Source organism: Aquitalea magnusonii, from assembly GCF_002217795.2.
GTDB classification, from domain to species: Bacteria; Pseudomonadota; Gammaproteobacteria; order Burkholderiales; family Chromobacteriaceae; genus Aquitalea; species Aquitalea magnusonii_B.
Map to the genome: position 1 here is coordinate 1,921,404 of NZ_AP018823.1, position 26,734 is coordinate 1,948,137.

Below are 26,734 nucleotides of genomic sequence, written 5' to 3' on the forward strand. Positions count from 1 at the left end.
ATCTGCAATGACAATTGAGTTTGCGTTTTCCGGCATGTTAGTATCATTTTGCCCAGCCTTTAGATCAGTAGCGCATCCCGCTGCTGATCGGGCCTGAGCGGCAAGCAAGCTTCCTCCCCACAGCAGCACAGTACGCCGGTATTGGAGCGCTGATTGAAAAAGACTTTCGCCAGCAGCATGGTCCTGCGCATGTGCGGCCTCATCCTGCTGTCACTGACCGTGTTTGCCTTTGGCTGCTATCACCTGATTGTCCAGCGCACCGTAGACAGCCTGGCCCAGTCAGAGATGCAGGTTTCCGCCCAGCAACTGGAAGCCCGCACCCGGCATTTGCTGGGCAGTGTGGAAGACACCCTGCGCGCCAGTCAGGCCTGGGGCCGCAACAGCCACTGGACCGGCCACACCGAGTGGCTGTCAGAACGACAGCAGCTACAGCGCTTCAACGAATTCTTTTTCCCCATCATCGAAAACCATGGCGAAATCGCCTCGGTCAACATGGCCCACGAATCAGGCCGCGAAATCCTGCTGCTGCATAATGCCGACGGTGGCTGGGTTAACCGCCTGAGCGACCCGGCCCGGCTGGGCCGCACCACATACTGGTTTTACTGGGACCGCCAGCGCCGGCTGATCCGCAGTGAAACCCGGCAGCAGGATTACGATGCCCGTCAGCGCCCCTGGTTTAAGGGGGCCATGGCGCTGGCCAATGACGGCAAGCTGTTCTGGACCGCACCGTATACCTTTTACACCACCCGTCAGATCGGCCTGACGGCAGTCAGTCGCTGGACCGCAGACGATGGCAGCCGCTTTGTCATTGGCCATGACGTAAATCTCAGCAGCCTGGCCAGCTATACCGGCAGCCTGCCGGCCGAGCAGCAGAAAACGCTGGCGTTGCTGGATGACCAGGCCAGGCTGCTGGTACTGCCCTTGAGCGACCGGCAGCAACAGCAAGCACTGCAGATGCAGCCGCTGGCCACCATCAAGAATGGCCCGCTGGCGCATGGCTACCAGCACTGGCTGCGCCGCACACAACAACCTGGCCTGGTCAGCCGCCACAACGCGGCCGATCAGGACTGGTTCAGCCTGTTCCAACCCATGCACTTTGGCCAGCAGCTATTCTGGATTGCCGTCATTGCCCCACAGTCTGCCTTCCTGCCTGGCACTACCGGCGACCTGCTGGTGCTGGTGCTGATTACCGTGGCCGCACTGGTATGCGGCGGCGTGGTGGCCCTGCGCATGGCGCGGCGCTTTGCCCTGCCCTTGCAGCAACTGGCAGAAGAAAGTGCCCGCATCGGACGGCTGGAGCTGGCCTTGCCGGTCAGCCAGACTGCGCGGCAGGCACCGTGGCAGGAAATCAGCCAATTGGCCGCCGCCCAGGAACTGATGCGCCAACAACTGCTAAGCAGCACCAGCCAACTGCAATATGCCCGCACCCAACTGGAACAAAAGGTTTCCGAGCGCACCAGTGCGCTGCTGCATCAGGTGGCGCTGGTGGAGGCGCTGCTGGACATCATTCCCAATCCGATTTTCTACAAGGGCGCGGATAGCCGCTTCATCGGCTGCAATCAGGCTTATGAACAGGCATTCGGCATCAACCGGCGCGACTTCATCGGCAAGCGCGTGCTGGACCTGGATTACCTGCCGCTGGCCGATCGCCAACACTACCAGCAGGAAGACGAAGCAGTCATCGCCCATTGCAGCCGGGTGGCGCGCGAGGAGCAGATGCAACTTGCCGACGGGCAGTTGCATCATGTGCTGTACTCGGTCACCGGCTTTCGCCATCAGGACAATACGCCTGGCGGGCTGATCGGCATGATCGTGGATGTGAGCGCGCTCAAGCTGGCAGAGCAGGATGCCCGCGCCGCGCGCCGCATTGCCGAGGCAGCCACCCGCGCCAAGGCGGACTTCCTGGCCAATATGAGCCATGAAATCCGCACGCCGATGAATGCAATCATCGGCATGACCCAACTGGCCTTGCAAACCGGGCTCAATCCGCAGCAGCGCAATTATCTGGACAAGGTTCACATTGCCGCCAATGGCCTGCTGGGCCTGATCAACGACATCCTGGATTTTTCCAAGATCGAGGCGGGCAAGCTTAGCTGCGAACAGACCGACTTCATGCTGGAGGACGTCATCAGCCAGGTGGCCGACCTGGTGGCCCTGCGGGTGCGCGACAAGGGCCTGGAGCTGCTGTTCGACATCGCCACCGATGTGCCGCCGCGCCTGGTGGGCGACCCGCTGCGGCTGGGACAGGTGCTGAACAATCTGGTGGGCAATGCCGTCAAGTTTACCGACCAGGGCGAAATCACCCTGGCAGTGCGGCTGGAAGCCGAAGACCAGGACCAGGTGCTGCTGGGCATCGAAGTGCGCGATACCGGCATCGGCATGAGCCAGGCAGAACAGGACAACGTCTTCCACGCCTTTACCCAGGCCGACAGCTCCACCACGCGCCGCTATGGCGGTACTGGCCTGGGGCTGAGCATCTGCAAGCACATCGTGGAACTGATGCATGGCGACATCAGTGTCAGCAGCACCCCCGGAGTTGGCAGCAGCTTCCGCTTCACCTGCCGGCTGGGCAAGGCCCAGCCGCAGCCGGAGCAAGCCAGCACCCTGCCCGACATCCGCGGCATGCGGGCATTGGTGGTTGATGACAATGCCGCGGCACGGGAGGTGTTTGCCCACATGCTGCAAGCCCTGCAACTGGATGCCGAAGCGGTGGACAGCGGCCCGGCAGCACTGCAGTCGCTACAGCGGGCGCAGCAGGCCGGACACCCCTACCAACTGGCATTGATAGACTGGAAAATGCCCGGCATGGATGGCGTGGAAACCCTGCAACAGATCCAGGCCAGCGCAGACTTCCCCACCCCGGCCTGCCTGCTGGCCACCGCCCATGACAGCGACAGCCTGGCGCAAGCACTGGGCCAGACACCGGTGGACGGCATTCTGGACAAACCGGCCACCTTCTCCACCCTGCTGGATGCCATTCACACCGCCTGCCGCCACCAGCCGGCACTGGTACGCAACAACAGCGCCCCGCGGCTGGATCTGCCGCAGCTCAGGCAATGGCTGCAAGGCAGCCGGGTGCTGCTGGTGGAAGACAATCAGACCAATCAGGAAGTGGCGCTGGAATTACTGCGCCAAGTGGGCATCCAGGCCGACCTGGCGGAAAACGGTGCGCAAGCACTGCAGATGGCCGACCAGCACGACTACCAGCTCCTGCTGATGGACTGCCAGATGCCGGTGATGGATGGGCTGGAAGCCAGTCGCCAGTTGCGCCGCCAGCCTGCCCATGCCACACGCAAGATCGTGGCCATGACAGCCAATGTCATGGCCGGAGAAGAACAGCGCTGCCTGGAGGCAGGCATGGATGATTACATTGCCAAGCCGATCGATATCCAGGTGTTCTACGCCACCTTGCTGCGCCATTTACAGCCCGATTTGCCACCGCCGCTGCCAGTCAGCAGCACTGCGCAAACGCCGGCAACCGGCAATGTACTGCTGGACCGCAACACTGCCCTGCTGCGCATGGGGGGTGATCACACCCTGTATGCACGCCTGCTAAGCCGCTTTCAGGAACGGGAGCACGATGCCGTGCAACGTCTGCGCCAGGCGCTGCAGCAGGGAGAAAAAGATGGCGCACGCCGCATCGTCCACAATCTGAAGGGATTGGCCGGCAATATCGGTGCCGATGCACTGGCCGCGGCCTGCCGCCATCTGGAATACCATCTGGATGGCGATGGCAGCCAGCGGGAAGAAGCCATCGCACGCCTGCAACAGCAATTGCAGCAACTGCTGGCGCATCTGGAGCAGGAACAGGCAGCAGCACCAGACCCTGCCAGCCCGTTCATCGAGGACAGCCAGGCGCTGATCAGCGCGCTGGCCCTGCAATTGCAGGACAACGATATCAAGGCCAGCCGTACCGCCACCGCCCTGTACCATGCGCTGGCCGGCCACGCCGAGGCGGATACGGCACAGCAGCTATCCCGCCTGGCCGCGCAATACGAATACGACGCAGCGCTACAGCAGCTCGAACAGCTGGCTGCGCGCCTGCAACCAAAGCCGACAATGCAATAGCCACCTGAAAGCACACCGACCATGGCCGACCTCAGACAGCGCCAGAGCATCCTGATTGCCGATGATGTACCGGAAAACATCGAACTTCTGGCCGCCATCCTGGAAGACGAATATGCAATCAAGGTGGCCCCCAATGGGGAAAAGGCGCTGAAGATTGCCTACTCGGATGCACCGCCGGACTTGATCCTGCTGGACGTGATGATGCCTGGTCTCAGTGGTCACGAAGTATGCCGTCGCCTTAAGGCCAATCCCGACCGGCAGCACATCCCGGTGATTTTTGTCACTGCCATGTGCTCGGTGGAAGATGAACGGCTGGGACTGGAAATCGGTGCCGTGGACTACATTACCAAGCCGATCAGCCCGCCGGTGGTCAAGGCACGGGTGCGCACCCATCTGGCACTGTATGATCAAACGCGCGAACTGGAACGCATGGTTGCGCAGCGCACGCGTGAGCTGCTGACCTCGCGCCAGCAAATCATCCAGCGCCTTGGCCGCGCCGCCGAATTCAAGGACAACGAAACCGGCAATCACGTCATCCGCATGGCCCATGCCTCGCGCCTGATTGCCGAAGTGGCCGGACTGGGGGACAAGGCACAGGAAATCCTGCAACTGGCCGCACCCATGCACGATATCGGCAAGATCGGCATCCCCGATCACATCCTGCTCAAGCCCGGCAAGCTGGACTGCAGCGAATGGAATCTGATGAAGCAGCATCCGCTGATGGGGGCGGACATCATCGGCAAACACGATGACGAACTGCTGCAAACCGCGCACACTATCGCCCTCACCCACCACGAGCGCTGGGATGGCAGCGGCTATCCTTACGGCTTGCGTGGCACGGCCATCCCGCTGGTGGGCCGCATCGTTGCCATCGCCGACGTGTTTGACGCCCTGCTGTCGGTACGGCCCTACAAACCGGCCCTGCCGCTGGAAGTGGCGCTGGACTATATGTATGGCCAATCCGGCTCGCATTTCGACCCGCAGCTGATTCCCGCCTTCAAAAAAGCCCTGCCGGAAATCCTGAAAATCCACCAGACTTACGCCGACGACAAGACCCAGCCCCCGGCGTACCCGGCCTGAAAGCAGCAGGGCGCATCTGGCTGCGGCGATGGTAAGCGGTGCGCCAGAGTGACGGGTCGCAAAAAAAGCCCCCGTATCATACGGGGGCTTTGGCTGTCCGGGACGGGCAGCACCATGCTGCCAAGCCGCTTACAGCTTGAACTGCGATACCAGCGAGCGCAGGTCGGCACCACGACGCGACAGATCCTGGATGATGGTGAGAATGCGCTGTACATTCTCATCGCTCTCCAGTGCCTTGGCATTAATGCGCTCTGCACTTTGCGCCATCACGGTGGTTGCGGTGCTCTGCTCCTTGGTTGAGCTGGTGATTTCCGACATGCGCCGCGCGATATCGTGGGTGCTGGCCTTGATCTTGCCCACCTTGTCAGCCGCCTCACGCGACAGTGACACCCCGGTGGCCACGCGCTCATTGGTCTTGCTGGTATGGCCGATGGCCACTTCGGTCTGGCTCATCACGCTATTGATCATCTGCGCGATTTCCACCGTGGCCGATGCGGTGCGTTCTGCCAGCTTGCGCACTTCATCTGCCACCACAGCAAAGCCGCGCCCCTGCTCACCGGCACGCGCAGCCTCGATGGCAGCGTTCAATGCCAGCAGGTTGGTCTGATCGGCAATATCACGGATCACGGCCACAATGCCGCGAATCTGCTCGGAATGCGAAGACAGATCGCCCATGGCATTTTGCAGCGCATCCACAGTCTGCACGATGGACTGCACCTCGCTGGCCACTTTTTCCATCGCCTGGTAAGAGTCTTCCGAGTTTTCGCGCGTGGTGGCCACCAGCACTTCGGTTTCGCCGGCATTGTCGGCAATGTGATTGATGCTGACGGTGATCTCTTCGATCGTTGCGGCAGTGGCAGACAACTCATTGGACTGCACGCGCGAGTCGGAGGCAATGCTTTCTGCCGCCTGGTGCAAGGCAGAGGTATCACGCGCCAGGGCTTCGGCATCGTTGCGCACGGAAACAAACATGCCATGCAGCTTGTGAACGAAGGCATTGAAGGCTTCGGCAATCTGGCCCACTTCATCTTGCGAACGCACCGGCAGATGCAAGGTGAGGTCGCCATCGCCGCTGGCCACGTTGCGCATGGCGTCACGCAGCTCGGTCAGGCCGGACAGCATGCGGGCTACCCCGAAGGTGGCCAGCAAGGCCACCACCACCACGCCGGCAATCAACACGCCTATCATCAGCTCGATCATGTGCGAAACGGAAACCGTGGCCGCGGCCACCGGCACCACCACGCCCAGCAGCCAGCCGGTCTTGCCGACCGGATACAGCGCAGTCATGCTGGATTCGCCATTGATATTGACGGTCTGCAGCGTACCGTCCTTGCTGATGCTGTTGAGGTCGAAGCCGGACATCACCTCACTGATTTTCTTCATGCCCGAATCCTTGGCCGGATGGGCAATCACCGAGCCGTCACCCGTCACCAGGAAGGCAAAACCATCGCCCGGCAGCTTGGAGGACACCACTTCGTCAGCCACCCGCACCAGCGACACGTCGCCACCGGCCACCGCCACCAACTGGCCATCCTTACGCAAGGCCTTGGCAAAGGTAATGATGGGTTTCTTGGTGGCTGCATCAATGTAGGGAGCGGTGGCAATGGCTTCCTGCGAGTTGCTGGCAGCCAGATACCACGGACGACCGGTCGGATCATAGCCCGGCGGCACCGGTGTTGAGCCGGTGAACTGGGTCATTTTCTTGTTGGGTTCGCCGACATACATGTCGTCCAGCTTGCCGGCTACTTGCGACTGATCGAGGATGGGCTTCATGTCCCCCTCGGTAAAGTGCAGCAGCGCAGAGCCGACGATATTCTGACGGGTGCTTACCCATTCGGTGATAAAGCTGACCTTGTTATTGGCGGTCTGACTAATCTGATCGCTGATGGAAGAAAGCAGGGCTTCTTTCATCTTCCAGTAAGCCACACCGCAAAACAGCAGCGAGATGGCCACCAGTATCATCAGAACGAATGCAAGCATTCTTGAACGGAGAGTACGCATGGAGAATCCTATTCTTATAATTGCTTAAAACCCTACACTGCAGCCCTGTGCACAAAGGAGCGCCCGCACAGGCTAGATGCCATATTCACGGCTTCACCTTGACACGTCAATACCATTTTAAATGCAACAAGCATTTTAAAAAGAAACTTGCACACTATCGGCATTGGCAGACATATTCTGCCCTGATTGCCCCATCCCCATCCCCGAAGTTTCAAAAGCCAGCAAGGCTGAAAAGGGCTTTGGGCAACACTTTATTTATTTATTGAACAGTTTCAGCGGACAATCCAGTTATGCGTATAAATTATCTACATCCATGAAAAAAGGACGCCACAGCGTCCCTTATATATTGCCAGCCTCTGGCATGCAGTCCGGTGAATCAGCCGGCCACGGCATCCTTGAGCGCCTTGATGGGAGTGAACACCACCTTTCGCTTGGCCGGAATCAACACCGTTTCGCCGGTCTTGGGGTTGCGGCCGTTGCGGGCGGCAGTATCTTTCACCTTGAACTTGCCGGTACTGGCCAGCGTCAACTCACCGCCGTTGACCAGCTCTTCGCGGATGGTTTGCTCCAGAGCGTCCATGAAGCGCAGGACATCGACTTTGCTGCTACCGGTTTTTTCAGAAAGGATGGCAATGAGTTGTTGTTTGGTCATGCTTGGCTCCTGCGCCACTGTAATGATGAAAAAAAGCGTTAAACCGTGAGGTTAACCAGCCAAGCCCTGCTCCAGCAAGGGAAATTTGTGTCTGCCGCATGGGGGCTCTGCTCACATTCGGCCAACACTGGCAGAAAAAGATGGGCTGCAAGTGGCTTGCTTCTGCTTTTTTGATTACGTACAATTTCAAAATCATCAACGCAGCATCCATATCGGGACATCGCGTCATGCCTGCATTCAGCCACGATACAAACACCAGTCGCTTCACCCTGCGCATGCCTGACCATGCACTCAGCGGTGCCGGCATTGCCGCCGGTCATTGGCTGCACATCGATAGCCAGGCAAGCCCGGTACATGGCAGCCTGGTGCTGGCCGCACTGGATGGCGAGCTGCTGGTCCGTCGCCTGCAGCGCAGTGGCAAGCATCTGCGCCTGCTGGCCGCCCACCCGGATTACCCCGATATTGACCCGCATTATGGCCAGGACTTTGCCATCTGGGGCGTCGCCAGCTCCTGCGCTTGCTGACTGCACAGCGCAGCCAGAAGCGCAAGGTGAAATCCAGTCTTGTCAGTTCTCCCTCCCCGGCTATAACTCAACAAGCCAAACGCTTGCTGGGCAAGATAACACCGGGGAACACAACCATGAACATTTCACAAAGGCTGGCACTTACCTTGGGCATTGCCTTGCTGGCGCTGCTGGGTATCGGCGGCTTCGGATTGTACGAACAGCATCAAGCCAACGCCCGCTTCGAATACCTCAGTGACAACACCTTCCCCAGCATCATCGCGCTGGACGAGATGCAAGATGCACTCACCTTGCTGCGTACTGGCACTTATCGCCATGTGATTGCGCATGATGATGCGCAAAAGGAAAAAGATCAGCAGGCCATCAACACCCAGGACAAGCGCTTTGACGATGCCCTGGCGCGCTATCAGCAAAGCCTGATCGTCAACGAGGAGGACCGCAAGCTGCTGGAACGGGAGCGCAAGCTGATGCAGGAATACCGCAGCGCACGCGACGCCCTGCTGCAATTGTCCAGGCAACACAAGACACAGGAAGCGGAACAAGCCATTTTCAACGGCCCCATGCGCACCATCACCGCCGCCCTGAGCAAGAGTATGGCCGAGCACATGCAGTTCAACTACCGCTTGGCCGCCACCCTGTCCGCGGACAATACCAAGGCTTACCAGCAGGCCATCACCACCTCACTGGTCTTCATCAGTATCTGTCTGCTGGTCTGTGGCATCCTGGGCGGCCGACTGTTCCGTCATATCAGAAGCAGCCTGCTGGGCATGCGTGACGTGATGCTGAATGTGCGCCAGTCGCTGGATTTCCGTCTGCGCGTCAAACTGGAACGCAAGGATGAGGTGGGCGAAACTGCCGAAGCCTTCAACACCTTGCTGCAACAATTGCAAAGCAGCTTCCAGGACATCCGCCGCAGTGTGGAAAACGTGGACCAGGCCATCGAAGGGATGGCCGCCAACACCTCACAGATTGCCCGCAGCTCCGAAGTGCAAAGCGAGGCGGCATCCGCCATGGCCGCTGCCGTGGAGGAAATGACGGTCAGCATCAACCATGTTTCTGACCGCGCCATGGAAGCCAGCAGCCAAACCAGCACCGCAGGCAGCATGGCCACCCAGGGTGGGCAGGTGATCATGGCCACGGTGGCGGGCATCACCCAGGTGTCGGCATCGGTACAGGATGCGGCCACCCACATCCGCCAGTTGAAGCAGGATAGCCAGACCATCGCCACGGTGATGGGCATCATCAAGGACATTGCCGAGCAGACCAATCTGCTGGCATTGAATGCCGCCATCGAAGCCGCCCGCGCCGGCGAAATGGGCCGCGGTTTTGCCGTGGTGGCCGATGAGGTACGCAAGCTGGCGGAACGTACTGCCAAGTCAACCACTGAAATTTCCAGTGTCATCACCAAGATGCAACAGGGCACCGAAGATGCGGTAAGCAGCATGGAACAGGTGGTGGTGCGCGCCAATCAGGAAGCCGACAGCGCACGCGAGGCCAATACCGCCATCGATCAGATCCAGTCCAACACGCATCAGGCGATGGGCCTGGTCCACGATATTTCCAACAGCATTGCCGAGCAGACCAGCACCAGCAATACCATTGCCCAGCGCGTGGAGCAGATTGCCCAGATGGCGGAGGAAAACTCCTCCGCCGCAGGCAGTTCGGCCGATGCCGCCCGCAACCTGCATCAGCAAGCCAGGACGATATTGCGCACCGTGGCGCAATACCAGGTTTGAACCAGGCAAGGCAGCGTCATGCTCAGCCCAGATGGGTGTGACGCTCCGGCCTGGCGCTTGTCTCCATTTCCACCAAGCCCTGCAGGATGCCGCAGGCATCTACGGCTTGTTCATGCTGGCAGCGCTGCCGCAGCGCATCCAGTTGCTGCTTGAGCTGCAGCAATTCCGCAATCCGTGCATCTACATGCTGGATATGATCGTCCAGCAAGTGGTTCACGCCGCCACAATCGGCTGCCGGGGCTTCCATCAGCGCCAGCAGCTGATGAATCTCCTCATGCGTCATGTCCAGCGCCCGGCAATTGCGTACAAAGCGCAGACGCTCCAGATGACGGCTACCGTAGCTGCGATAATTATTCGCTTCGCGGTCGGCGGCCGGCAGCAAGCCCGCCTTTTCGTAAAAGCGCACCGTTTCCGTGGTGCAGCCTGCCCGCTGGGCCAGATCACCAATTTTCATGTTTGCTCCTCACCGCGCTTGACCTTGTAGTTGCTTCAAGGTGTTTACTGTAAGCCAAAGCCGCACAGGAGAACAATATGCAGCACTCGCACCCGCACCAGCACGATCAGACCAAGCCAGCACCAAACGGTCCGGCTTATCGCAAGAAAACACACGCGCATGAAACCGACACCGCCTGCTGCAGCTCGGCCATGCCGGATGCGGCGCAGGCTCCTGCTGCTGCCGAAACCCGCGACGGCTTGCAGCATACGCCTATCCGCATCTTGCAGATGGACTGCCCCACAGAGGAAGCGCTGATCCGCAAACAGCTCTCCAGCCTGCCCGGCGTGGAGGCGCTGGAATTCCGCCTGATGCAGCGCCTGCTTACCGTAACGCATCAGCCCGCCGCCCTGCCCGCCATTCTTGCGGCCATCAGCAGCCTGGGCTTCACCCCGGAAACAGCCGATAAGCAAACGCAGCCAGCCTTGGCCACCAAACCCACTAGCGCGTGGTGGCCACTGGCACTGGCCGGCGGCGCGGCGCTGGCGGCAGAAGTGGCAGACTGGCTGCAGGCCCCTGCCTGGCTGGCCGCCATGCTGGCATTGCTGGCCATCATGGGCAGCGGCATCGGCACTTACAAAAAGGGCTGGGTTGCCCTGCGCCACCTCACTCTGAATATCAATGCCCTGATGAGCATCGCCGTCACCGGTGCCTTGCTGCTGGGCCAATGGCCGGAGGCCGCCATGGTGATGGTGTTGTTCACCCTGGCCGAGCGCATCGAGGCCCGCTCGCTGGATAGGGCGCGCAATGCCATCGACAGCCTGCTGCAACTGAGCCCACCCCAGGCCACCGTATTGCAGGCAGATGGCAGTTGGCAGGCCACCGCGCTGGCAGACATCCGCATTGGCAGCATTGCCCGGGTGGCACCAGGCGAGCGCATTGCGCTGGATGGTGAAGTCATCCGTGGCCACTCCAGCGTGAACCAGTCCGCCATGACCGGTGAAAGCATGCCGGTGGAGAAGCAGCCTGGGGACAGCGTGTTTGCCGGAACGCTGAATGAAAGCGGCTCTTTCGAATACCGGGTGGACGCACTGGCGGGTGACACCATGCTGGCCCGCATCACCCATGCCGTGGAACAGGCACAGGATGCCAAGGCACCGACCCAGCGTTTTGTCGACCGTTTTGCCCGCATCTATACGCCGGTGGTGTTCCTGCTGGCACTGGGTGTGGCAGTGCTGCCACCCCTGCTGGGGGCCGGCAACTGGCAGGACTGGATCTACAAGGCCCTGGTGCTGCTGGTGATTGCCTGCCCCTGCGCGCTGGTGATTTCCACCCCGGTTACTGTGGTCAGCGGTCTGGCTGCCGCGGCCCGGCGCGGCATTCTGATCAAGGGAGGCATCTGGCTGGAGCAAGGTCGGCGTCTGCGCTGGCTGGCGCTGGACAAAACCGGCACCATCACGCACGGCAAACCGGAACAAACCGGCTGGCAGCTTTTGGTGCCGGGTGATGCCGCCAATGTCCGCAGCCTGGCTGCCAGCCTGGCCAGCCACTCCGATCACCCGGCATCGCGCGCTGTCGCCCGTGCCGCCGCCCAGGACAATATCGCCTTGCAGCCAGTCAGTAGTTTTAGCGCCCTGCCCGGACTGGGCGTGCAAGGGGAGATTGCCGGGCGCACCCTGTGGCTGGGCAATTACCGGCTGGCTCAGCAGCAAGGGCTGGGTTCCGCTGCATTGCAGAGTTTGCTGGAGCAACAGCAAATCCAAGGCAACAGCGTTGTACTGCTGCTGGACGAAGTCAGCGTGCTGGCGCTGTTTACCGTTGCCGATACCGTGCGCCCGGATAGCCGCGCCGCGATTGCCGCGCTGCAGCAACTGGGGATTCGCACCATCATGCTCAGTGGCGACAACCAGCATACCGTCAGCGCCATGGCTGCCAGCGTGGGCATGGATCAGGCCAGGGGCGAATTACTGCCGCAGGACAAGGCCGATGTCCTTGCCAGCCTGGCCGGCGATGGTCTGGTCGGCATGGTTGGCGATGGTATCAACGATGCGCCGGCGCTGGCGCAGGCGGATATCGGCTTTGCCATGGGAGCCATGGGCTCGGATACCGCCATCGAGACGGCAGATGTGGCCTTGATGGAAGACAATCTGGCCCGACTGCCCGATTTTGTTCGTCTGTCGCGCGCCACCCACACCATCCTGGTGCAGAACATTGCACTGGCACTGGGCATCAAGGCCGTGTTCCTGCTGCTGACCCTGCTGGGCATGGGCAGCATGTGGATGGCGGTATTTGCGGATGTTGGTGCCAGTCTGCTGGTGGTGGGCAATGGCTTGCGCCTGCTGCGCAAGTGAAGACAGCCGGGCATGATGTTTGCTTGAAACTGTGGCAGAAGCGCCTCCACCACCCCGGAGGCGTAGCTGCCACCCTCACCCCGGGTGGCGGAACTTGCTTGCAGGAGCCAGATCATGACACCCAGCACCCCACTTACCCTATTGATTACCCGCCGCATCAAGCCGACACACCACGCCGAGTTTCACCAATGGATACGCCACGGCGAAGCCCTGGCCAGCCAGGCTTCCGGCTTTCTGGGCTCCGGTCTGCTGCAACCACCGGCCGGTGACGACAACTGGCAAATCCTGTTTCGCTTTACCGACCAGCACAGCCTTGAGCGCTGGGCGGCCAGTCCTGAGCGCCAGGCCTGGCTATCCGAAGGTGCCGGATTGATCCAGCACAGCCATGTGCATTGCGCCGAGGGGCTGGATCACTGGTTCGGCCTGCGAACCCCGCCGCGCTGGAAACAGGCGGTGATGATCTGGCTGGTATTCTTCCCGGTATCACTGTGTTTCAGCCTGCTGCTGGGCGATACGCTGGCCACGCTGCCGGTGGTGCTGCGCGTACTGTGCAGCACCCTGCTGCTTACTCCGGTGATGGTGTTCCTGTTCATTCCGCTTAGCAGCCGCCTGCTGCACAACTGGCTGCAAAGTGGGCCGCGGCAGCACAGCCCCTTGCACGCCGAGCCAGCCAGCAGCGCCGCGGGCCACATGCAATGCGGTACAGATCAAGCTTTGACGTAATTTTTACCTCGGGAATGGTCGGCATGCGCGATACCCTCGTTTATGATGAGGGTATCGCGCCTTGTTTGCGCCTGATGACTGAGAGTAAAACGGATGTCCACGCCCTGGCACAGTCCGCTGGAAGCCTCACAGCTGGAAACCCAGCTACGTTTATGGCAACAGGCCAAGCCCGGCCAGCCCTTGCTGGCCTTGCTGGCGGAATCAGACCGCGACAGGCTGCCACTGCTGCAAACCTGCTGCCTGCACCTGGGCATCGAACTGGCAGGGGGCATTTTCCCAAGACTGCTGGGCGCACAAGGCTACCTGCCTGGTGGAGCCTGGCTCATACCCCGGCATCCAGCCAGCCAGGCAGCCCTGCTGCGAATCAACCCGGATAGCACCGCAGCCCAAACCGCGCAGCAAATGGCCACGCAAGTGGAGCAAATGCTGCAGCACTGGCCGGCCCAACAGGGCAAGCCGACGCTGTTCATGCTCTTCGACGGCATGCTGCCGGACATCGCCTCCACCTTGGACGAGCTGTACCTGCTACTGGCCGACCAAGTGTTTTATGGCGGGGTCAATGCCGGTAGTGAAAGCTTCCAGCCCATTGACTGCCTGTTCAACCAGTACCAGACGCTGGGGCACGGCGTGCTGTGCCTGCTCATGCCCGGCTCGACCAATCCGGTACTGCATCATGGCTACCCAACACCCGCCCAATGCATGACCGCCACCGCCACCGCCTGCAACCGCATTTTCCAGATCGACTGGAAACCGGCATTTGCCGCCTATCAGGACATTGTCAAGCAGCAGTTTGGCGCGGAGCTGACGCGGGAAAACTTCTATTCATTCGGAGTGCATTTCCCCCTGGGCATCATGCTGGCCAACCAGCAGGTACTGATCCGCATTCCGGTAGCCCTGGAAGATGACGGCTCGGTATCCTGCGTGGGCGAGGTGCCGGAAAACGCCATGCTGATCATGCTGCAGGCACCCGCCAGCCCCGGCACCGGCTGTGTGGAGCAACTGCTGTCCACGCTGCGCCAGCGCCACGGTAATATCGCCGGCCAGCCACTGCTGGCCTTCTACTGCGCCGGCAGAAGCATGCACTTCGGGGACGATGCGCTGCAGGAAATCCGCCAACTGCACACTAGCAGCCAGGCCAGCCCCCTGCTTGGCGCACTGACGCTGGGCGAGATCGGCAGTCTGCAGGAATGGGGCTATCCGCTGTTTCACAACGCCAGCATCATCTGCAGCCTGTGGAAGCAGCCATGAACCGCGATCAGCTGCTTGCCGTCCTGTACGACCTGTCCCTCACCATCGGTCGCGAAGTCACCGTGGATGCCCTGCTGACCAAGGTGCTGCAGCGCCTGCTGTTTCATACCGGCTGCCCCGCCGGGCTGGCAATCGGCCATGCCCAGGGGCTGGACGCCAGCAGCGGACAACTGCTGAAAGTGATTGGTGATCATCATCTGCAACAGCAGACCGGCCACACCATCCCGCTACCACCCGGTCTGCTGGGACGCAGCATCCACCCCGGCTGCGATCCCGCCCTGCTGCAAACACTCACCGGCCAGCCACACTATCAATACGGACTGCGCCTGCCACTGGAACAGCACTACACCATCCTGCTGCTGGCCCCCGTCCCCATGTTGCAGCACATGCCGCTGGAGCATGTGTTTCCGCCCATCCTGTCCAACCTGGCCCGCGCCATCAAACTATGCCATGACAGCGAACAACTGGCCGAAGCGCTGCAGCGAGAGCGCAACCAGGCCAAGGCCGAACTGGACAGGGCGCAACGCTTCAGCACCGCCCTGCTCAATGCCATGCCGATTGCCGTGTTTTACAAGGACGCCGCCGGACGTTATCTGGGCTGCAACCCGGCATTCAGCCGCACCGTCGGCATGCAGGCCGAAGAAATCATTGGCAAGACCCCGGCCGAGGTATGGCCGGCAGAACTGGCCAGCATGTTCACCCAGAATGATGGCGTGCTGATTGCCAGCCGCCAGCCGCAGTTGTTTGAATATGTGCTGCGCAGCAAGCAAGGGCAGTTGATGGACGTGGTGTATGCCAAGGACCTGTTCTACAACGAAGACAACAGTATTGGCGGTGTGATTGGTGCCTTCATCGACATCAGCGCGCGCAAGTCAGCCGAAGAATCACTGCGCCAATCGCTGATCCAGGCCATCAGTGCACTGTCCGCCGCCATGGTGCATCGCGACCTGAGCACCGCCGGCCATGAAGTACGGGTGAGCGACCTGGCGGTTGCCATTGGCCGCCAGTTGGGGCTGGATGAACATCGCCTGGAAGGACTGGGGCTGGCTGCCATGGTGCATGACATCGGCCAGATTCAGATTCCGTCGGAAATCCTCACCCGGCCACGCCGGCTTAACCACGAGGAGTTCGAGCTGGTGAAAATGCATGCCGAAGCCAGCTATGAAATTCTCAAGGACATCCGCTTTCCCTGGCCGATAGCCGAAATTGCCTGGCAGCATCACGAAAACATGGATGGCAGCGGTTATCCGCGCGGCCTGGCCGGTGAAGACATCCTGCTGGAAGCCCGCATCATCCACGTGGCAGACAGTGTGGAAGCCATGCTGTCGCACCGCCCCTTCCGTCGGCAGTTAGGGCTGGAGCAGACGCTGGCGCAACTAAGACATTATCGCGGCACTGTGTATGACAGCCAGGTGGTGGATGCCTGCCTGGCACTCTTTACCGAGCACGGCTACGCCTTGCCGGACAGCAAAAGAAAAAACTGAGCATGGATGCACCCCTCACGGCACTACCCCACTCCGCCTACACCCTGCAGGCGGCGATTCGGCAATTGCCGGACCGTATCATCATCAAGGACATCAACTCCACCTTCATCACCTGCAACCAGCGCTTTGCCGATGACCTGGGCATCAGCATCGAAGCGGTGGCCGGCAAAACCGACTACAACTTCTTTCCGGCTGAACTGGCCGCCAGCTACCAGGCGGATGACCGCAAGGTGATGTGCAGCGGCCAGGCAATACGGGTGGAAGAGCCCTATATGCTGGATGGCCAGCCGCGCTGGCTGGAAACCAGCAAGTCACCGATTTTTGCGCCCGATGGCCAGTGCATAGGCCTGACCGTCATTTTCAAAGACATCACCCAGCAAAAGCAGGACCACGACGAAATGCAGCGCCGCGCCTGGGCGCTGCAGGCCAATAGCCGTACCAATCAGGCACTGGTGCAGGCCAGTGATGAACAAGCCCTGCTGCAGGCTGTTTGCGATGCCATCGTGGCAGACCAGCGCTACCCGCTGGCGCTGATCTGCGGGCTGAGCGACCTCCAGCAAAGCCGGCTGCAGGTACTGTCCGCCGCCGGCCAGGCCAGGGCGTATGCCAAGCAACTGGAAATCAGCTGGGATGAACATACCGCCCAGGGCCAAGGCCCGATTGCCCGCTGCATTCGCCAGGGCGGCACCATCTCGCTCAGCCAGTTGGACAAAAGCCCCGACTTCCAACCCTGGCAAGCCGCCGCCCGCCTACACGGGCTGCAAGCCATCGTGGCCATTCCACTGGTGGCCGGGCCAGACCTGATCGGCGCACTGGCGGTGTATGCCGGCGAAGCCCACTGCTTCGGCCCGGTGGAAGTGCAGGTATTCGAGGAGCTTACCCGCAACGTGCAGTTCGGCATCCAGTCGCGCCGCACCCGCGTGGCCTACCAGCAATCACTGCAAGAGCAAGCCAGCCAGGCGCAGCTACTGGAAAATGCGCTGGAAAACGCGCTGGCCGCCATCGCCTCGGTACTGGAGCAGCGCGACCCCTACACCGCCGGCCACCAGAAGCATGTAGCCGAACTGGCCGTGCTGATAGGCCAGGAATTACGTCTGGATGCACACCGGCTGCGCGGCCTGTACCTGAGCGCAGTGGTGCATGACCTGGGCAAGATCGAGGTGCCGGCAGAAATCCTCAGCAAGCCCAGCCGCCTGCACCCGGTGGAATTTGCCCTGGTGAAACGCCACCCCGAAGTGGGTTACAACATCCTGAAGAACATCGACTTCCCCTGGCCCATTGCCGACATCATCCGCCAGCATCACGAATACCTTGACGGCTCCGGCTACCCGCTGGGCCTGTGCGGCCAGGACATCCTGCTGGAATCGCGCATCCTCACCGTGGCCGACATTGTCGAATCCATGTCATCCGACCGCCCCTACCGCGCCGCGCTGGGCATTGGCCAGGCCATTGCCCAGATTCGCCTGATGCGTGGCAGCCAACTGGACCCGGATGTGGTGGATGCCTGCATCCGGGTTCTGGAGCGCGGTGATTTCACCCCGCACTTGCTGACACTGGAAGCTGAAAACTGATGCCTGCAGGGATGAGCAAGGTCAGTGATAGGCCGCCACATCCTGCAAATGCTGGCGTGCATTGCCAGTCCAGTTCTTGCTGCCATACAGGTTCAGGCGCGATATGGCCTTGGTTTGCTTGAGCCTGGCAAAGTCGAAGTCGCGCAAATCCAGCCAGACCGGGCTGATGGACGAGGCAGACTGAAACGCATAGCGCATGTTTTTCATGTCGGCCGTGGTGGTCCAGTAGGTACCCACGCCCCGGTTTTCCGCCGGATAGCGTGAATACGGCTCGTAGGCTTTTTCCACCGACAAATCCAGCGGATCTGCCATCAGGCCGATGGGCATGGCCACGCTGTGCATGATGGAGGCCAGAAAACCGCGGGCTTCTTCGGCATTATCCGGCCGCGGCAGGGTTTTGAGCAGCCAGTTGGCCCGCACCAGCCGGGCATCCGCCTGCCAGCCGGTGGGAATGGTTTCGGAGGTGGACGCCGCAAACTTTTTTTCCTGCTTCAGCATGCTGTCGTAGTCAGGCGGATTGGTCAGCACGGTAAACTGCCTGCCATGATGGATGACGGTTTCACCCTTGACGATTTCGATGATGGCCGAATCGCCGCTGGCGTCCTCAATGGCAATGTGCTTGGTGTCCGACGCGTAGTCGATGGGCAGGCGTTTGGGTACCAGTCGCACACTGCGGATGGCAGCAACGGCTTCGGCTACCGTGGCATGGTTATCCAGGATGAAGCTCAGCCAGTGACTGCTTTCCAGTACCGGCTTTTCCGGCTTGCCCGGCTGCGGCTGTTCGGCACCACCGGTAAAGTACAGGGTATGTGCCACCAGGCCCTTCTCGTTCATGCCATCCATCGGAAAAACATTGTCAGCATAAACGGCCACACTGCCATAGCGCGCCTTCCAGCGTACGCTATGGGCTGCATTTTCTTCGCTGGCACCCACGCGGCTGACACCGCGTGGACTGAGTACCAGCGAAGGGCTGACCGGACCAAAGAAATCAAGATTGCGCGAACTGAGCAGATAACCCGGCTGTGTATTCCACAGCACGCGGGTGCAGGCTTCGGCTGCCGGCAACAGGGAGACTGCAAGAGATGCGGCAAGTGCGAGAGGTGCAATACCTTTGGACATGAAAACCCCCGAGTAAAGTCGGTATCACTCCGGAAAACTGCGCGGCGATACAGGCCATTAGTCTAGGGATGCTGTTTACAGGAGCGGAATGTCATGATGTCCGGTTTGGCGTCTGGAAATTTCGCTTTACTGGCGAGCCGATTCATCATCAGCCGCCAATGGCGATCAGGCCGGGATGGCGAACGCCACCCATGGCCAGCCTGCAAGCGAGCTAGGCACGCTGCATGAAGAAATCCGCCACCTTGCCGGCACTCACCTTCTGCAACTGGCATAGCTGTTGATGGTCAAGTTGCCTGGCACCATGCTTGCGTTGCGCCGTCTGCAGCAGGTATTGCAATAGCTGAGCCGCCATGCGGGCATCGGCCAGCGCGCGGTGGGCGCGTCCGGCATCCGGCAGCCCCGCCCAGCGGGTGAGCGTGCCCAGTTTGTGATCCGGTGCCTGCGGCAGCAAGCGCCGCGCCAGCAGCAAGGTGCAGGCAAAATCCTGTCGCCGCTGCCGCCCCAGCAAGCCCAGCTCGTGGTCCCAGAACTTGCGGTCAAAGGCTGCGTTATGCGCCACCAGTGGCAGCTCGCCGACGAAATCCGCCACCTCGCGCATGACGGTAGCCGCTGGCGGCGCGCTGCGCAGCATGGCATTGCTGATGCCGGTAAGCTGTTCGATTTGCGCCGGAATCCGCACGCCGGCATTCATCAGGCTCTGGTAGTGATCCACTTCGCGGCCATCCTGCCACAGCACGACGGCGATTTCCGTGGCACGGCTGCCCACGGCGGGCGACAGCCCGCTGGTTTCAAAGTCGAGCACCGCATAGCAAGGAGATGTGCTGCTCAATTCAGCGCCGCCTTGGCTGCCTCTTCCGGGCTCAGGCCATCAAAAAACATATCGGTAAACCACTCGGCATTTTCTTCAATCTGCTGCTGTGCTTCGTCCGGTTTGGCACCGGCGGCAACAAACAGGGCTTCCACTTCGGCACACCATTGCAACAGGGCGATGGTATCCGGGTCGAGTGCGTCTTCCTTGCGCTTGGACATGGCTTGCTTTCCATTAAATGTTGAACTGGCGGCATTGTACACGCCCACAGTCAGATACAAGCCATACACTGGCGGATATTGCTAGAATCAGCAGCAGATCAATCTGAAGGACTATCCGATGCAAGCGTTTGTCACTGTTGAGCTGGCCAAAAGCTATCGCCTGCTGAACCACGGCCCGACCGTGCTGGTTTCCTCAGCCCACGCGGGCAAACAAAACGTGATGGCGGCCGCCTGGGCCATGCCGCTGGACTTTGACCCGCCCAAGGTGCTGGTGGTGGTGGACAAGGCCACCCATACCCGTGAACTGATGGAAGCTTCCGGCGAATTTGTGCTGAACGTCCCCTGCCGCGCCCAGGCTGAACAGGTATTGACCGCAGGCAGTTGCAGCGGCAAGGAGGTGGACAAGTTTGCCGTCAGCGGCCTGACCGCCCTGCCCGGCGAAGCCGTGGCAGCACCACATGTGGACGGCTGCATCGCGTATCTGGAATGCCGCATCATCAGCGAGCCGCACAATCAGCAGCAATATGACCTGTTTATCGGCGAAGTGCTGGCCGCCAAGGCCGACGCCGATGTCTGGCACGACGGCCATTGGCAGTTTGACGGCCATGATGACAAGCGCAGCCTGCACTACATTGCCGGTGGCAACTTCTTCAGCATTGGCGAACAGTTCAGCGTAAGTGCCGACAAGTCGGCCGACTGAAGCAGACCGCCGCCACGGCGGCCTGCGCGGGGTGGATTACAGTACCTGCTGAACAAAGCTGTCGAATGCCGCCACCAGTTGCTCGACTTCCGCCACCGTGGTCTGCGGACACACCAGCAACATATTGTGGAAAGGTGTGATCAACAGGCCGCGATTGAGCAGGAACAGGTGGATGATGTGCTCCATGTCGCTATCCAAAATCGCGTCCGCCTCGCTGCCATTGCGCGGCGGGGTGGCGCAGAACTGGAACTCGGTACGCGCCCCCACCTGCGTCACGCACCAGGGCAGCGCATGACGGGCAATCACCGCACGCAAGCCGGCGGCCAATTGTTCGGCCAGCGCAAACATGTGGGCATAGGCTTGTTCGGTCATCACCTCGGCCAGATTGGCACGCATTGCCGCCATGGCCAGCATATTGGCGGTCAGCGTGGTGCCGATGCCGCTGTGGCCCGGCACCGCTTCGCGCTTGGCCTGCTGCGCCCGCTGAGCCATTTCCGCGGAAAAACCATACACCGCACACGGCACGCCGCCGCCCATGGGCTTGCCCAGCACCATCATGTCCGGCGTCAGGCCGTGGGCGCGGGTATAGCCGCCCATGCCGGTGCTGATGGTATGGGTTTCATCCAGAATCAACAGCGTGCCGTAGCGGCGGCATAGCGCCTGTGCTGCCTCCCAGAAGCCCGATTCTGGCAGCACCATGCCGATATTGGTCATGGCAGGTTCGGCCAGCAGGCAAGCTACCTGACCATCTTGCAACGCTGCTTCCAGCGCAGCCAGATCGTTAAATTCCACCACGCGGGTGTATTGCTTGAGGTCGTATACCTGCCCCAGCAGGCTGGCGCGCTGCACCGGCTTGCCATCCACCAGGTCGACAAACACATCGTCAATGGTGCCGTGGTAGCAGCCATTGAATACCAATAACTGCTGGCGGCCGGTGGCGGCCCGCGCCCAGCGCAGGGCAAAGCGGTTGGCATCGGTGGCGGTCATGGCAAATTGCCAGTACGGCAGGCCAAAGCGCCGTGCCAGCTCCGTCGCCACCCAGACCGCATCTTCCGACGGCAGCATGGTGGTGATGCCGCGCGCGGCCTGCGCGGCCACCGCACGCGCGACCGGGGCCGGGCCGTGGCCGAACATGGCACCGGTGTCACCCAGGCAAAAGTCGACGTAGCGATTGCCATCCACATCTTCAAAACTGGCACCTTGCGCCTGCTTCACATACAGGGTGAAGGGGGTGGACCAGTCATCCATCCAGTGCAGTGGCACGCCAAACAGCAGGTGCTGGTCGGCACGGGCCGACAGTTGCTGTGATTGCGGGCGTGCCGCGATAAAACGCTGACGCTCGGCGGCGTGCAGTTGCAGCGCCTTGTCCCAGTTGATGCCGTGACGTGTGCTCATCCATTTCTCCTTGATCTTGTAGTGGGCGGACAGCAGCCCGCCATCATGTCATACGTGCAGCTGCAGGTGTTCGCGTTCCCAGGCGGTGATCCCGCGATTGAAGGTTTCGAATTCCTTCTCCTTCACCGCGCAGAAGGCTTGCACAAATTGCTCACCCAGGATTTCCGACAGCTCGGGGCAGTCCTGCATCAGCGCCACGGCATCTTCCAGGCTGCGCGGCAGCTCGAAATCCAGGTCGTAGGCGCTGTCGCTCATCGGCTCGCTGGGAGTCAGCCCCTGCACCATGCCCAGGTAGCCGCAAGCCAGCGTGGCCGCCATGGCCAGATAGGGGTTCACATCCACGCCCGGCACCCGGTTTTCCAGTCGGCGCGCACCGGGGCCGGACGGCGGAATGCGGATGCCGCAGGTACGGTTGTCATAGCCCCAGCGCACATTGATGGGCGCTGCCGCATGACGACTGAGCCGGCGATAGGAATTGACGTAAGGTGCCAGCATGGGCATCACCATGGGCAGGTATTTCTGCATGCCGCCAATATGGTGGAAGAACAAGGGAGTTGCGCTGCCGTCTGCCGCCGAGAAGATATTCTCGCCACTGGCGCTGCTGACAATGCTTTGATGGATATGCATGGCACTGCCAGGCTCGCCTTCCATCGGCTTGGCCATGAAAGTGGCAAAGATATTGTGACGGTAAGCGGTTTCGCGCACCGCGCGCTTGAACAGGAACACTTGGTCGGCCAGTTCCAGTGCATTGCCATGGGTGAAATTGATTTCCATCTGGCAGGCACCCACTTCATGAATCAGTGTTTCCACATTCAGTTGCGCTTGCTGGCAGAAAGTGGACAGCTCCTGGAAGAAGGGGTCGAAATCGTTGACGGCATCGATGGAGAAGGACTGCCGCCCTACTTCGGAGCGCCCGGCACGGCCAGTGGGCGGACGTAGCGGTTCGTGTGGATTGCTGTTCTGGCGGATCAGGTAAAACTCCATCTCCGGCGCCACCACCGGCTGCCAGCCACGTGCGGCATACAGCGCCAGCACCTTGCGCAATACCGCGCGCGGGGAAATGCCAACCGGCTGACCGTCAAAATCCTCGCAATCGTGTATCACCACCGCCACCGGCTCGATCGCCCAGGGCACCAGCCGGATGGAAGAGGCGTCCGGCACACACACCATGTCCGGATCATTGGCCCCGACAAAGCGTTCAAACTCGGCAAACTCACCATTGACGGTAATGGTAAGCACCGCCTTGGACATCTTCATGCTCTCTTCCGCCAGGAACAGATCCTTGGGGACTATCTTGCCCCGCGCCACACCGGTCATGTCCGGAATGACGCACTCCACCTCATGGATGTTGTGCTCGCGAATGAAGTGCTGCAAATGCTCATGCATGTTTTCTCCTTTGTGATCAAATGTTCAAAGAAGCCAACATTCCAACACCGCACCAACCCGAATGAATTAAAATGCAAATACCGGAACAGAAGCCGGTATCAATCATAGTCATGGCAAAATTTCATGTCAATTTATGATCAAATAATTCATGAAGTGTGAAGCATCACAGCAATACCCCTGCTATGGTATCCTTGTGGCAAATTCAAATACCGACGACTCGCCTACAATGAAGACTCCCGCTTCCTCCACCCTACAGGACGAAACCTACACCACCCTGCGCCAATGGCTGTCCCTGGGCCGCTGGCTTCCTGGTGAACGCCTCAAGATCAAACAGCTCGCGCAGGACATGCAGGTAGGAGAAATGCCGGTGCGTACCGCTCTGCAGCGCCTGGTGGCAGAGAAGGCACTGGCCAACATTCCCAATTGCGGCGTCACGGTGCCGCAACTGAGCCGCACCCAGTTTGACGACATCCTGCAAACCCGCATGCTGCTGGAAGGCGAAGCCGCCGAAAAAGGGGCGCGCAATCTGAGCAGTGCCGACTTCAAGCTGCTGGAGGAACTGACCGCGACCATGGGCGAAGCCATTCGCAATCACGACGTCAAAGGCTATCTGACCGCGAATGAAGACTTTCACATCACGCTGTACCGCGCCTCCGGCTCTGCCATGCTGCTGTCGCTGATTGAAAGCGTGTGGCTGCACGTCGGCCCGATTTCCAACCAGTTGCATCAGGACCCGCACGTGTGGAGCATCATGAACGACTGCCATGAAGACATGATGCGTGCGCTGCAGCGCAAGGACCCGTCCGCCGTGCGTCGCGCCATCGAGCGCGACCTGTTCAATGCCGGCCAATACCTGAAAACCCTGTGCAACTAGGCAGCCGCCGCGCCACCGCCATGAAAAAACCGGGCTTGCCCGGTTTTTTCATGCGCCACCGCTTCTGGATAGCAGCAGCCAGGTGCAGGGGGATGCGTAGAGGTGGAAACAATATTGAAGCAGCAAGGCTGCGGAATCCAACAGCCCCCCGCATGACGTCCGACACGGCGGAAACGGCTTACCGCCAATGCCTACAGGCCATACCAGGCCATGAATACCGCAACACCACGCGCAACACGCTCGCTTAGCAGCGCCACATCCTCCTCACTCACCACACCAATCATGAAGGCCTGCTGATATTCAGCCTGCACCAGCGACAGCAGCTGCATGGCAGCAATCCAGCCATCTGCCCGGCGCAAGCGCCCTGCCTGCATCTCCGCCTCCATATACGCGGCCACCCGCCGCCAGCCCAGTCGCGGTCCGGCGTCAAAAAACTGCTGCGCCGCACCCGCACGCACCAGCTCCCCGGCGATGATGCCGCGCATCGCCATCAAATCAGGACTAAGAATGACCTGCAGGTAGTTTTCACTAAAAGCGCACAAGGCCGCCGCAATATCACCGCCCGGCACCAGCCGCGCGTAAGCCTGCAACATGCGCTCCTCGGCCAGCATTTTCATCACGCTTAAAAACAGCTCTTCTTTTGACCTGAAATAGCCATACAGAGTGGCCTTGGAGCCACCGACCCGGCTGCAGATTTCCGCCATCGAGGTGGCCTCATAGCCACGCTGCAGAAACAACTCTGCCGCGGTTGCCACCATGAGCTGGCGGCGCTCTTCACTTTTTGTTCGCATTTTTGCTCCAAAACTGAACTAGCCTGTACGGTTTTACTTGACGACAATTTTGTCTCACATTATAACTGTACCGTACAGTACAGTTAAAGGCCCTGTCAAAAAAATGGACACCACATCAAGCATGCGCCCCACGCGCCCTTGGCTGCAACTTGCCTTGCTCAGCAGCCTGATTCTGGCTGGTTGCGCCAGCATACCGGACCTGGGAACCGAGCCAAGCAGCAAAAACATGCAGCAACTGCAAAGCCAGCAAACCCTCCCCGCCGGTCAGGCGCAATGGATGAGCAGCAACTGGTGGCAAAGCTATCAGGATGGTCAGCTGGACGACATCATGCAGGAAGCCCTGGCCAGCTCGCCAGACCTGGCCGCCGCACAGGCGCGCCTGGCCAAGGCGGCGGGCCAAGCCGAACAGGCAGGTGCCAGCGATCTGCCCACCCTGGATCTGAACACCTCGGTCACCAAGCTCAAGCAAAGCTACAACAACGGTTTTCCCGTTGCCTTCGTACCGCATGGCTATAACAATTCGGCCAAGGTGCAACTGGATTTCAGCTATGAATTCGACTTCTGGGGCAAGAACCGCGCCTCCATTGCCGCCGCCGGCTCGGAGCTTGCCGCCGCCCAGGCCGAAGCAGCCCAAAGCCGCCTGACCCTGACCAGCGCGATTGCCGCCGCCTATGCCGAGCTGGCCCGCCTGTTTGCCGAACAGGATGCCGCCGAACAAGCGCTGACAGTACGCCAGAACAGCACCGCCTTGCTGCAGCAGCGCTTTGACAATGGACTGGAAACGCTGGGCAGCCTGCGCCAGGCACAGTCCCGCGCCGCCGCCGCCAGTGCCGATCTGAGCGCGGCGCGCCAAGCCATTGCCCAGCAAAAGCTCAGCATTGCCGCCCTGATGGGGGCCGGCCCGGACCGCGCCCTGAGCATCCGCCGCCCGGCCGCCAGCCTGCTGCATCCGCAAGGCTTACCCACCACCTTGCAAGCGGATCTGCTGGGCCGCCGGCCCGATCTGGCCGCCGCCCGTCTGCGTGCCGAAGCCGCTGCCAGCCGTATCAAAGTAGCCCGCGCCGCCTTCTATCCCAATGTGAATCTGTCTGCCTACCTGGGTGTGCAGTCGCTGGGCCTGAGCTATCTGACCAAGAACGGTTCTGATATCGGCGGCGTCGGCCCGGCCATTTCGCTGCCGATTTTCCGGGGCGGCGCACTGCAGGGCAACTACCGCGTGGCACGCGCCGAATACGATGCCGCCGTGGCCAGCTACAACCAGACCCTCACCCAGGCGCTGCATGATGTGGCCGATGTCATGGCCCAGGAAAAGGAACTTACCCCGCAGCTGGAACAACGCCGCCTGGCGCTGAAAACCGCCGAGGAGTCCTACCAGGTGATGCAGAACCGCTACCAAGGCGGCCTGGCCAGTTATCTGGACGTACTGAACGCCGAGGATAACGTCATCACCAGCCGCCGTAGCGCAGCCAGCCTGGAAACCCGGCTGTTCCTGCTGGATGTCAACCTGATCAAGGCACTGGGCGGTGGCTATCAGCAAGCCTGAGCCAGCCCAATCGAACAAGCATATTG

General features: G+C 60.7%; 21 protein-coding genes. 12 read left to right on the forward strand and 9 right to left on the reverse strand.

What is annotated here, in order from left to right; translation table 11 throughout:
* Nucleotides 1-153 precede the first annotated feature (153 nt).
* Both DLM_RS09250 and DLM_RS09255 read left to right on the forward strand, forming a co-directional pair.
* Nucleotides 154-4,068, forward strand: coding sequence for a response regulator (locus DLM_RS09250; protein WP_145985816.1), 3,915 nt, complete (start codon nucleotides 154-156; stop codon nucleotides 4,066-4,068).
* Between the two features lie 21 nt (nucleotides 4,069-4,089).
* Entirely contained in the window at nucleotides 4,090-5,148 is a 1,059-nt protein-coding gene (locus DLM_RS09255; RefSeq protein WP_089083343.1) for a response regulator, read from the forward strand.
* A 129-nt stretch (nucleotides 5,149-5,277) separates the two neighbouring features.
* Here the strand turns inward: DLM_RS09255 and DLM_RS09260 are convergent, their stop codons facing one another.
* Together DLM_RS09260 and DLM_RS09265 are read right to left on the reverse strand one after the other, a co-directional pair.
* Nucleotides 5,278-7,128, reverse strand: a complete 1,851-nt coding sequence (locus tag DLM_RS09260) for a methyl-accepting chemotaxis protein (RefSeq protein ID WP_231960139.1) — start codon at nucleotides 7,126-7,128, stop codon at nucleotides 5,278-5,280.
* Between the two features lie 397 nt (nucleotides 7,129-7,525).
* The gene (locus DLM_RS09265; RefSeq protein ID WP_089083341.1) at nucleotides 7,526-7,801 is read right to left on the reverse strand and encodes an HU family DNA-binding protein; all 276 of its coding nucleotides are present in this window, start codon (nucleotides 7,799-7,801) and stop codon (nucleotides 7,526-7,528) included.
* A 227-nt stretch (nucleotides 7,802-8,028) separates the two neighbouring features.
* On the opposite strand from DLM_RS09265, the gene DLM_RS09270 reads away from it, so the two are divergent.
* Nucleotides 8,029-8,325, forward strand: a complete 297-nt coding sequence (locus tag DLM_RS09270) for a LexA family protein (protein ID WP_145985817.1) — start codon at nucleotides 8,029-8,031, stop codon at nucleotides 8,323-8,325.
* A gap of 116 nt (nucleotides 8,326-8,441) precedes the next feature.
* Entirely contained in the window at nucleotides 8,442-10,061 is a 1,620-nt protein-coding gene (locus DLM_RS09275; RefSeq protein ID WP_089083339.1) for a methyl-accepting chemotaxis protein, read from the forward strand.
* A 22-nt stretch (nucleotides 10,062-10,083) separates the two neighbouring features.
* Here DLM_RS09275 and cadR read toward each other — a convergent pair whose 3' ends face one another.
* A complete protein-coding gene (gene cadR, locus DLM_RS09280) occupies nucleotides 10,084-10,515 on the reverse strand; it encodes a Cd(II)/Pb(II)-responsive transcriptional regulator (protein WP_089083338.1) in 432 nt (143 codons plus the stop codon).
* A 77-nt stretch (nucleotides 10,516-10,592) separates the two neighbouring features.
* Here cadR and DLM_RS09285 point away from each other — a divergent pair, with 77 nt between their 5' ends.
* The 5 genes from DLM_RS09285 (at nucleotide 10,593) to DLM_RS09305 (ending at nucleotide 17,871) form a co-directional block, all read left to right on the forward strand.
* Nucleotides 10,593-12,845, forward strand: a complete 2,253-nt coding sequence (locus DLM_RS09285; protein ID WP_089083337.1) for a heavy metal translocating P-type ATPase — start codon at nucleotides 10,593-10,595, stop codon at nucleotides 12,843-12,845.
* Nucleotides 12,846-12,959: 114 nt separating this feature from the next.
* Nucleotides 12,960-13,568: an antibiotic biosynthesis monooxygenase gene (locus DLM_RS09290; RefSeq protein ID WP_089083336.1), complete on the forward strand. Its 609-nt coding sequence runs from the start codon at nucleotides 12,960-12,962 to the stop codon at nucleotides 13,566-13,568.
* Nucleotides 13,569-13,661: 93 nt separating this feature from the next.
* Nucleotides 13,662-14,816, forward strand: coding sequence for an FIST signal transduction protein (locus DLM_RS09295; protein WP_089083335.1), 1,155 nt, complete (start codon nucleotides 13,662-13,664; stop codon nucleotides 14,814-14,816).
* Nucleotides 14,813-16,300: an HD domain-containing phosphohydrolase gene (locus DLM_RS09300; RefSeq protein ID WP_089083334.1), complete on the forward strand. Its 1,488-nt coding sequence runs from the start codon at nucleotides 14,813-14,815 to the stop codon at nucleotides 16,298-16,300. The genes DLM_RS09295 and DLM_RS09300 overlap by 4 nt, the downstream gene beginning before the upstream one ends.
* 2 nt (nucleotides 16,301-16,302) lie before the next feature.
* Complete coding sequence (locus DLM_RS09305; protein ID WP_089083333.1) at nucleotides 16,303-17,871, forward strand: HD domain-containing phosphohydrolase; 1,569 nt, start codon at nucleotides 16,303-16,305, stop codon at nucleotides 17,869-17,871.
* Nucleotides 17,872-17,892: 21 nt separating this feature from the next.
* On the opposite strand, the gene DLM_RS09310 is transcribed toward DLM_RS09305, so the two are convergent.
* The 3 genes from DLM_RS09310 to DLM_RS09320 form a co-directional block, all read right to left on the reverse strand.
* Nucleotides 17,893-18,990 (reverse strand): linear amide C-N hydrolase, encoded by a 1,098-nt coding sequence (locus DLM_RS09310; RefSeq protein WP_089083332.1) that lies wholly within the window; start codon nucleotides 18,988-18,990, stop codon nucleotides 17,893-17,895.
* 211 nt (nucleotides 18,991-19,201) lie between these two features.
* On the reverse strand, nucleotides 19,202-19,819 hold the full coding sequence (locus DLM_RS09315; protein WP_089083331.1) for a PolC-type DNA polymerase III: 618 nt from the start codon (nucleotides 19,817-19,819) through the stop codon (nucleotides 19,202-19,204).
* The gene (locus DLM_RS09320) at nucleotides 19,816-20,019 is read right to left on the reverse strand and encodes a hypothetical protein (protein ID WP_089083535.1); all 204 of its coding nucleotides are present in this window, start codon (nucleotides 20,017-20,019) and stop codon (nucleotides 19,816-19,818) included. The genes DLM_RS09315 and DLM_RS09320 overlap by 4 nt, the downstream gene beginning before the upstream one ends.
* A gap of 118 nt (nucleotides 20,020-20,137) precedes the next feature.
* Here DLM_RS09320 and DLM_RS09325 point away from each other — a divergent pair, with 118 nt between their 5' ends.
* A complete protein-coding gene (locus tag DLM_RS09325) occupies nucleotides 20,138-20,719 on the forward strand; it encodes a flavin reductase family protein (protein WP_089083330.1) in 582 nt (193 codons plus the stop codon).
* A 36-nt stretch (nucleotides 20,720-20,755) separates the two neighbouring features.
* Here the strand turns inward: DLM_RS09325 and DLM_RS09330 are convergent, their stop codons facing one another.
* A complete protein-coding gene (locus tag DLM_RS09330) occupies nucleotides 20,756-22,114 on the reverse strand; it encodes an aspartate aminotransferase family protein (RefSeq protein ID WP_089083329.1) in 1,359 nt (452 codons plus the stop codon).
* A gap of 48 nt (nucleotides 22,115-22,162) precedes the next feature.
* On the reverse strand, nucleotides 22,163-23,500 hold the full coding sequence (locus tag DLM_RS09335) for a glutamine synthetase family protein (protein ID WP_089083328.1): 1,338 nt from the start codon (nucleotides 23,498-23,500) through the stop codon (nucleotides 22,163-22,165).
* 226 nt (nucleotides 23,501-23,726) lie between these two features.
* On the opposite strand from DLM_RS09335, the gene DLM_RS09340 reads away from it, so the two are divergent.
* Nucleotides 23,727-24,374: a GntR family transcriptional regulator gene (locus tag DLM_RS09340; protein WP_089083327.1), complete on the forward strand. Its 648-nt coding sequence runs from the start codon at nucleotides 23,727-23,729 to the stop codon at nucleotides 24,372-24,374.
* Between the two features lie 191 nt (nucleotides 24,375-24,565).
* Here DLM_RS09340 and DLM_RS09345 read toward each other — a convergent pair whose 3' ends face one another.
* Complete coding sequence (locus DLM_RS09345; protein ID WP_089083326.1) at nucleotides 24,566-25,165, reverse strand: TetR/AcrR family transcriptional regulator; 600 nt, start codon at nucleotides 25,163-25,165, stop codon at nucleotides 24,566-24,568.
* 103 nt (nucleotides 25,166-25,268) lie between these two features.
* Here DLM_RS09345 and DLM_RS09350 point away from each other — a divergent pair, with 103 nt between their 5' ends.
* Entirely contained in the window at nucleotides 25,269-26,708 is a 1,440-nt protein-coding gene (locus DLM_RS09350; RefSeq protein WP_089083325.1) for an efflux transporter outer membrane subunit, read from the forward strand.
* Nucleotides 26,709-26,734: the final 26 nt, after the last annotated feature.